At 47.7% G+C, this 256-nt stretch carries 1 pseudogene; it reads right to left on the bottom strand.

Annotated elements, in window-relative coordinates:
• Positions 1–256 (bottom strand): annotated as a pseudogene (locus ACFIO5_RS10900) (ATP-dependent zinc metalloprotease FtsH); the annotation flags it as partial.

Raw genomic sequence — 256 nt, 5'->3', positions numbered from 1 at the left:
CCCCCATCATGACTTTATCTTTTGCATCTTCGAACTCTTGCATAGTGACGACTCTTTTATTACGGCTCGCAGCCATGAGAGCGGCTTCATTGACAAGGTTCATCAGATCAGCACCAGAAAATCCTGGCGTTCCTCTTGCCAAAACTTTCAGATCCACGTTAGGAGCTAGAGGCACATTGCGCACATGGACTTTCAAGATTTGTTCACGCCCAGAGACATCAGGGTTTGGCACAACAACTTGCCGATCAAAACGTCC

This window comes from Bartonella sp. AA86SXKL, from assembly GCF_042196885.1.
Note: the sequence above shows the minus strand (reverse complement) of the source record. Positions and strands in the feature narration are given on the sequence as shown.